Origin of the sequence: Mesorhizobium sp. M7A.F.Ca.US.002.01.1.1, from assembly GCF_004022955.1 — a bacterium.
GTDB classification, from domain to species: Bacteria; Pseudomonadota; Alphaproteobacteria; order Rhizobiales; family Rhizobiaceae; genus Mesorhizobium; species Mesorhizobium ciceri.
Genome location: NZ_RZQE01000269.1, coordinates 1 through 8,138, shown reverse-complemented (window position 1 = coordinate 8,138; position 8,138 = coordinate 1). Strand labels below are relative to the sequence as shown.

Here is an 8,138-nt window from a genome sequence, read left to right as displayed (position 1 = left end):
GACCCGCGCACGCGGCGATTCTGACCGTATTCCCCTATCCTCTGTAGTGGAAACGGCTCCTCGGGCCGGGGCACCGGCTAGCATCCAAGCAAGTCCCTTGCTCTCCCGGATGGTTGACCTAGGCATGCACCCGACCGACGAAATCGGGATCTCGAAAATTCCTTCCAACGTCCCCTCAGGCCAGCAGTCGTCGCAGTTCGAATGGCAGGAACTATTTCGAGAGACCGCCGAGCGGGTCGACTGGATATCTCAAGGGGACCAACTCGCGATCGCCGAAGCCCGCTTGGCCGTCGCCCGTGACCAGCGCCCGCTCGTGGACGACGTGCTTTTTGCGAAGACCTATTTTGCTCTGGAGGAAACTGGACTGGGCTACCCGACCCTTTTCCCCCGGCAGGAAAACGGTGCCGACCGTCTGGATGCCTACCTGCGGGTGTTCGCCGATGCCTATCGAGTCCTGGGCAACAAGTGGGTGGAGAGAAACGACCGTCGAAAAGATTGGCCAGATGCCCACGCAGTAGGCGCTCGCCGAGTTCGGGATTTCGCAGCTGCCAGTGTACCGGGCCACGCGCACACCGAATTGGACGACGTGCTCTCACGCCTGTCAGCGCTCGGCCATGTGAATGGCTTCATAGAGCCCGATCGCTTGCGGATTCGACTGGTCGGTCCGGATCATCCCTACACGGAATGTGAAAATTGCTCACGCGCCCACTTGCACCGTGGCACCGGTGTCTGCACGCGATGCCAAGAACCGTTGCCAAGCGGCCCCAAAGGGCCCGTAGCGGAACTGCGCGCGCGTAATGTTCTGGCAAAGAGGGTTGAGCGAAGCACGCACGATGGTTATGGCGCGTTCCGGCTAAGATGTGAGGAGTTGACGGGGCAGACGCGTTCGCCGGCGGAGCGCCTTCGCCGATTTCGCGGTATATTCGTCGAAGGAGCCGGTAATTACGACGCCGCCTTGGACCGCAAAGCCAAGGAGATTGACATGCTGTCTGTCACCACCACCATGGAGGTCGGGATCGACATCGGGACGCTGCAGGCGGTCTACCAGGCCAACATGCCGCCTCAGCGGTTCAATTACCAACAGCGGGTCGGGCGGGCCGGTCGACGCGGCCAAGCCTTCTCCCTAGTTGCCACGCTTTGTCGGAGTCGGAGTCATGATCTCCACTACTTCGCCCATCCGGCGGCGATCACGGGCGATGCGCCGCCGCCGCCATTCCTGACCACTGATCACTTGGCCATTCCGCTTCGGCTGCTCAGGAAAGTTTGGCTAACCGCCGCATTCGCCAGGCTACGGGACGCCCACAGTATTAATTGGCCCGGAGACGATGCTAGGCCCGAGGTTCATGGCGAGTTCATGCTCTGCCCCACGTTCTATGACGAGCACGCAGGTTGGGGCGACGAACTGGCCGACGCCCTACGAGCTACGGACGACGCGCGTCGCACCTTCGCGAGGGCGCTAGGCTGGGGAGTCCCGGGCCGTGAAGAGGCTCTACTCTCAGCCGCCACGGTGGACCGGCTGATGGACGAGATTGCGGCGCTCGCGGAACTCGGCGGAACCACGGCAAGTAATCTGTCGAGCTTCCTGGCCGAGCAGGGATTGCTGCCGATGTACGGCATGCCGACACGGGTGCGAGATCTCTACGTCGGTACTGAGCCCAATGATCTTGGCGAGCCGGATTGGGACACGATTGACCGAGAGATGGACCTTGCCATTTACGAATTTGCGCCTGGGCGATCCCTCGTGCGCGATAAGCGCAAGCACACCGTCATAGGCTTCACTCCGGCTCTCGGCCGCATTCAAGTGGGAACCCAAGGCCGGGCCATGATAATGACCTCGGCGTCTGCGATTTGGTGGAGCGACAGCTCGTGGATTGCCTCCTGTCCGGTTTGCAGCGCCACGAACACGTCCGACCAGCGAGTGTTCCAAGCTCTCCCTTGCGGCGACTGCCAGAACGACGTTCCCCCGGACGCCTTCGAGCTCTACCACCTGCCTGCAGCATTCCGGACTTCCTTCCAGCCGACCCCGGTGGATCAAGATGAGGAGGCGGGGCAGACCGTCTGGCGAGAGACGTCTAGCGAAATCGAGGCAATAGAGACCACGACAGTGGCGGGCGCCAACTTCGCTTTCGCGACCGGAGCGGGAGCTCGCATAATACGGCGTAACCGCGGTCCGATCGGAGAGAACGGACCGGAGGGATTCGTCGTCGGCGAGGTGATCCAGAAGAACCTCAAGGTTCAAGAAAGTCCGGCGGCGTGGGTGTCACGGGTGCCTGGCCAAGCCATCTTACTCGATGAGTCGGCTGATCCAAATCGGTGGCAGCGCGCCACCGACGCGGCCGGTGCGGTGCTCGAGGCGAGCACAGTGCGGCTAATGTCCCGCAAGAAGACCGATTCTCTGTACCTGCTCATGGAGGATGTGCCACCGGGGCTTGCTTTCGACCGCGTCGGCACACGTGAGCCATACGCCACCAGCGTGCGCGCGGCCGCTATATCGGCCACCCAATTGCTAGTCCAGAGAGCGGCGTTGGAATTGGATCTCGGCCCCGAGGAGTTCGAGGCGCTCGAACCAAGACTGCGCGACGGGCGACCCTTGTTGCAGATCGCTGACTACCTTGTTAACGGCGCCGGCTTTTGCCGGCGCATTGCCTCGACCGCGGAGGGCCGGCCCATGGTCGCTAGCCTAGTGGAGTCCCTTGTTAACAACGTGGAAGATCGGCTGGTACGCCCGTTTTTCCAAGACGATCATCCTCGGGCATGCGCGAGGTCCTGCTATAGATGCTTGCAACGGTACAATAACCGTGGTTGGCATGGTCTGTTAGACTGGCGCCTTGGTATCGGGTTCCTTCGAGGGCTGCTTCAGTCGGATTGGCGCGCGGGGCTCGACGGCCGGTGGGATGACAGTCCGGAGCTCGCCGACTGGCATCGGCTGGCGGCGGAAGCGGCGGAAGAGATTCGTCGCCTGGATCCTGACAATCGCACGGTGGAGCGTCACGGTCCGCTAGCTCTACCCGTGCTCTTCAAACCCAATGGCCGCGGTCGAGAGGCTTTCGTGCTTGTGCATCCGTTTTGGCGGCTAGATGCCGACTCTGTGGCGACAGGTCCGCTCGCCGAGACCGTACGGTCCGTGGGAGCGGACGAGGTTTGGTTCGTCGACACCTTCGACGTAGCCCGACGCCCGGTAAAGGCCATTGAGCAAGCAAGACTTCGTTCACCGCAGACGCCCTGAGCATCATGAACTTGCGGTGACACCGGTGACCAGATGCCTGAGCTTGGCGGTCACGCAACAAGGATCGGACGCACAGGCTGCTGCAAGTCAGCGTTCGCCCTATGGCGGCATACCGAAGTAGGTCCAAACTCCTCTGGCGCTGTCCAGACTTCTGTGTCGTCCGACAATACTGGAGCGGGTAGAGGGAATCGAACCCTCGCGTTCAGCTTGGGAAGCTGACAAGCTACCATTACATCATACCCGCGTGCGCCCTCGTTAGCATGAGGGTTGGCCTTCGGGCAATCGCAAAGCGGTCCGTTTCGGCACGACGCCGTCGTGCTGCGGATCACGGCGCGCCTGCGGCCGTGAATTGCCGGTTTGCCTTCGCGGCCTTGTCGCTGGTGGCGAAACTTGGCCAGTATTTCGAGATGGCCAGCGTCGCGCCGGCGGAAGAGAAGTGGCCATAGTCGAAGTAGAGAAATTCATTGGTCTTGGCGTCGGCGTATGAACAACCGGCCGAGTCGCACAGATACGTCAGCGGATCTATGAAATCGGCCCCTTTGGTGAACGGCAGAACCCGTGCGTTGATGCCCGGATCCATAGCCATAGGCCAGGATGTGGTTCCGGCATGCTCCCGCTTCACCAAGAAAGCGATCTTCTGGACGTCGGCGATGAATTCCGGAGACTGGCCGACGGTATAGACCTTGACCCCCATCTCGCGAAGCCGGTCGATCGTCTTCTGCAGGCCGGCGAAGCCCCTGGCCTGGTAGTCGGTCCATCGGCCGCTCAGGATCACCGCCTGGATGTTTGCGTCGCGAATGATCGACAAGGCCCGTTCGTTGAAGCGGGTGCAGGCGGGCCGAGCATAGGAAAAATAGGTCAGGTCGGGCGGACAGCCGGCATAGGTGTATTGGATGACATTGGCCTGGATTTTCTGGGCGTTGGGCTCAAGTCCCGATACATAATGGGCAGCGAAAGAATCGCCCCACAGCAGCACATCGGTGGCAAAGCCCGTTGTACGGGTGCAGTCGGCGAGATTCCAGTCTTCGATGCGGGTCCCGTTTTCGTTGAAGCAGATGCCGTTGCGCCAGTCGCCGACCCGGATACGTTCGGTCGAGAAGTCCGGGAACCGTTGCGGGAAACCGTTGCCCAGTGCACCGGCCAAACCACCGGCGCACAGCAGCGCGATGGCCGTCGCCGAAAAAGCGAAGATAGGCAGCGGTGCGGTATAGGCTCGTTTCTGGCGGAAGGGCTGCTCGACATATTTCCAGGAGAATGCCGCCAAGGCGAAACTGGCCACCGTCATCGCGACAATCGTTGGCACACCGACGGTCTTCAGCGAGAGATAATGGACGAACGAGTTGATCGGCCAATGGACGAGGTAAAGCGAATAGGAAATCAGGCCGACCCAGACCAGCGGCGCCAACCGAAGCACGCGAGTGGCGACAGGTGCCGGCCTGTCGGCGTTATCCTGGCCAGCATAGATCAGCAGTGCTGTTCCGATGCAGGGGAATAGGGCATTGTAGCCGGGAAACGGATCGCTGTCCGAAATCATCACAAAGCCAAACGCAATCAGGGCAAAGCCGGCGAGGCCGATCAGTTCCACCGCCAGCCGACCGGCTGGGACCGGAGGCTTCCGCAACATCAGCATGGCGCCCAGCGCCAGCTCCCATATGCGCGTCGGCAAGAGATAGAAGCCTGCCGTCGGTGCCAGCGAGGTTGCTATGACTGCCAGGGCAAAGCTGCCGACGGCCATCGGCAGAAGTACCGTCAGCCAGCGCTTCGAGACGTATCGGTGGATCAGATAAAGCAGGATCGGCGCGAAGATATAATACTGCTCTTCCACCGAAAGCGACCATGTGTGCAGGAGCGGCCGCAGTTCTGCGTCGATGGAGAAATAGTTCATCGTTCTCCAGAAATAGATATTCGACCAGAAGGTCGAGGCGGCGATCACGCTAAGGCTGAATTCGTGGAGATCCGAAGGCAGAAGGATGAACCAGGCGGCAATGCTCGCGAGCAGGATGACGAAGGTCAGCGCCGGCAGGATGCGCCGGGCGCGGCGCCAGTAGAAGCGGCCGATCGAGAACTGGCCCCGCTCAAGATCATCGAGCAGGCTGCCGCTGATCAGATAGCCCGATATGACGAAGAAGATGTCGACACCGGTGAAGCCGCCAGGAATGGCGGACACGCCGAAATGGAAGAGCACGACGGGCAGCACCGCAACGGCCCGCAGGCCGTCGATGTCGCGCCGGTAGTTCATCCGGCCGGCTCGCGCGCGACCACCATGATCCGTGCGGCCGCACCCGACACGCTCATGCGGCGATGCCTTCGGTCGTGCTGAAAATCCCGGCTCGTCGATCTCACAGGCTTACCCTCAGGCAGCAATTTTGCTGCGCTGCAACATGGGTGTCAAGGCATATATTGGCTGTCGCGAAATCCGCCAGGAACGCACAGGATCAGGCGCCGGGCAGATAGATTACCGCGTAATCGTCCGAGTAGGCCCGTTTCCAGCCCAACTGGTCGAAGAAGGGAATCCGGCTGTCGTCGGCCGACAGCAGCGCCCAATCTATTGCGTATTTCTTCAGGCGGGCTTCGAGGAGCGGCTTGCCGTCTCCGCGTCCGGTGTCGTTGTCGCTCTTTGTGAAGCCGCCCAGGAACAGCTGGTCCGTCCGTCCGTCGATATAGGTCTTGAACCCGTGGAAAATCAGCGTGCCGCCGAAATTGTAGGAATTCAGCACATTACCGGACAGATGATGGCTTTCGGCGAATGCCAGCGCCCCGCTGGCCGACGTCTTCGGGCTCGGCGTGACCTGATAGGCGCTGCCGAGCACGGCGACCGCGCCGATCAGCAGAACGGCTGCCGTGCCGCAGATGGCGTAGAACCGTCTGGCTAAGAATCTCTCCAGCCCGTCGCGCTTTTCGGCCAGCCATGCGGTGGCTGAAAGCGAGGGATATTGCTGTGCGACTTCGACCGCGATCACCAAGGGGACCAACAGGAAGAACAGATACATGAAACGCACATGGGCGAGATAGACATGCAGGGTGAAGACGACGAACAACGCCTTGGCCCAGCCAATTCGCAACCGGGACACCAGAAGCCCGAAAAGTCCGAGCAGCATCGCCACTTCCTGGACAGGGCTGTCCGGCGGATTGAACGGTTTCCATTCCATGATCAGCGACACCGCCTCATTGCCGTAGGCCACGGCGAGCGTCGCGAGGATGGCCTGGACGCCATAGGGGTGGATCAGGCTCACCAGCGGGCAAAGCAGGCCGAACGCGATCCACTTCGCCAGCAGGGACGGTTTCGACAGGCCCGTGCGCGCCAGCAGATCGAGACCGGCGAAAGCCGCGATGACGAAGCTCAAGGTGAAGGTGGCGTGCAGGTTCGCCCATAATACGACCAGCACAAGCAGCCACCAGGGCGGCGCCCGTTCTTCCCTTGCCGCACCGAAGAGGACCGCTGTCCAGATGACGATGATCGGGAAGGTGAAGACATGCGGACGCGCCGTGAAGATCGGGTTGATCAGGAACACCGCCGCGAACGCCAGTGTAATCGCCAGGATCGGCTTCAGCCATGCGCTGAGAAACCACCCCATCAGGAAAACCGTCAGGGAGATCGAGGCGATGATCGCGGTGACGACCCCGTTCCAGCCGCCCGCCCGGTAGGCAAGAGCCAGCAGGACCTGCCCCAGCCATTCCTTGGCAATCCAGGGCTGGCCGGCAAACGTGTAGGAATAGGGATCGACGGTCGGAAATGTCCGGTTAGTCAGGAAATCCAGACCGACCTTCACTTGCCACCAGCTGTCGGGATCCTGCAGGGTGGCGCCTGCCTGGGCACCCAACGCACCCGCCATCGCCAAGGCCGCGAGCAGGCAGAAGATCAGCCTGCTCCGCTCGTTGTATGTCGCGGCCGCCGCACTGGCCTGAGCGTCGTTCATGCTGCGCCGCCTCTAATCGGTTCCGGTGACAGTTGGGTGTTCAAGGTGTTGGATTGGCGGGCTGCCGCCGAGGCTTGTCGGCCACCCGAACTGTGCGGTCGGTGCTGTCGTCCCCACGCCCCACAAACACGAAGCGAGCCGAGCCAAGATAGAAAACAACCGAATAGACGCAGATTCCCGCGAGGTGGACCAGCGGGTTTTCGACGATGCCTGCTGAACGGGCGGCGATTACGACGGCCAGATTGATGCTGTAGGCGACCAGAAAGACACCCCCATAGCGCAGCGCGGTCCCGGGCTGGAAGCCATCGGCTCTGCTGAAGGTCCATTGGCGGTTGAGGAAGAAGCCGAGGACAAGGCCGGCGGCATAGCCCGTGGCGTTGGCAAGGATGTCGCCCAGACCCAGCGCAAGCCCGGCCAGAATGACCGCGTATCCCAGCGCCGTGTTCAACAGACCGACGGCGCCAAATCGCAGCATCCTCGGGAAGTCAAACGGCAGGCTTGACCACATGCGCAAAATATTGGGCTCCGACAGGTACCTTGGTGAGGAAGCGCTCGAACGGCCTCAGTCTCGCAAGCATCCGAGGAAAGAAAATCCGGTAGACGATCCTCGTATTGGCAAGGCCCGCCTCGGCCATGCGCCCGCGCATCTCGCGCGAATTTATCAAAACCGCGTTTTCGTCGAAGGCACAGTTCCTCACCGCGTGCGTGGTCAGCGGGTTCCAAGGATTGTGTTCGAAGACGAAGAAGCTGCCGCCATAGGCCAGCACCCTGCCGATCTCGGCGAACAGTCCGATCTGCAGGTTCTCGGGGATATGGTGGAAGACGCAGGCCGCGAAGGCCAGGTCGAAGCTGCCGTCGGCAAAGGGAATTGTCTTGCCGTCGAAATGCGTGAAGGCGGCCTGGCCGGGAAAGCGCTTGCTGGCGATGTCGAGCGATTCCCGCGAAGGATCGAGCAAGGTGATCTCCGCGTCGGGAAACGCGTTGCGCATATGGCC

General features: G+C 61.5%; 5 protein-coding genes and 1 tRNA gene. 1 reads left to right on the top strand and 5 read right to left on the bottom strand.

Features of this window, described 5'->3' with window-relative positions:
* Nucleotides 1-124 precede the first annotated feature (124 nt).
* Nucleotides 125-3,226 carry a helicase-related protein gene (locus EN932_RS22900; RefSeq protein ID WP_164890580.1) on the top strand — a complete coding sequence of 1,034 codons (3,102 nt, stop codon included), beginning with the start codon at nucleotides 125-127 and terminating at the stop codon, nucleotides 3,224-3,226.
* Nucleotides 3,227-3,396: 170 nt separating this feature from the next.
* On the opposite strand, the gene EN932_RS22895 is transcribed toward EN932_RS22900, so the two are convergent.
* The 5 genes from EN932_RS22895 to EN932_RS22875 all read right to left on the bottom strand — a co-directional run.
* Nucleotides 3,397-3,470 (bottom strand) — tRNA-Gly (locus EN932_RS22895).
* 81 nt (nucleotides 3,471-3,551) lie between these two features.
* On the bottom strand, nucleotides 3,552-5,465 hold the full coding sequence (locus EN932_RS22890) for an acyltransferase family protein (RefSeq protein ID WP_127384511.1): 1,914 nt from the start codon (nucleotides 5,463-5,465) through the stop codon (nucleotides 3,552-3,554).
* A 196-nt stretch (nucleotides 5,466-5,661) separates the two neighbouring features.
* Nucleotides 5,662-7,143, bottom strand: coding sequence for a hypothetical protein (locus EN932_RS22885; RefSeq protein ID WP_127368327.1), 1,482 nt, complete (start codon nucleotides 7,141-7,143; stop codon nucleotides 5,662-5,664).
* A 40-nt stretch (nucleotides 7,144-7,183) separates the two neighbouring features.
* Nucleotides 7,184-7,618 carry a GtrA family protein gene (locus tag EN932_RS22880; protein WP_245492110.1) on the bottom strand — a complete coding sequence of 145 codons (435 nt, stop codon included), beginning with the start codon at nucleotides 7,616-7,618 and terminating at the stop codon, nucleotides 7,184-7,186.
* 10 nt (nucleotides 7,619-7,628) lie between these two features.
* Nucleotides 7,629-8,138: class I SAM-dependent methyltransferase (locus tag EN932_RS22875; protein WP_164890579.1), on the bottom strand; the 510-nt coding region annotated here is incomplete at its 5' end.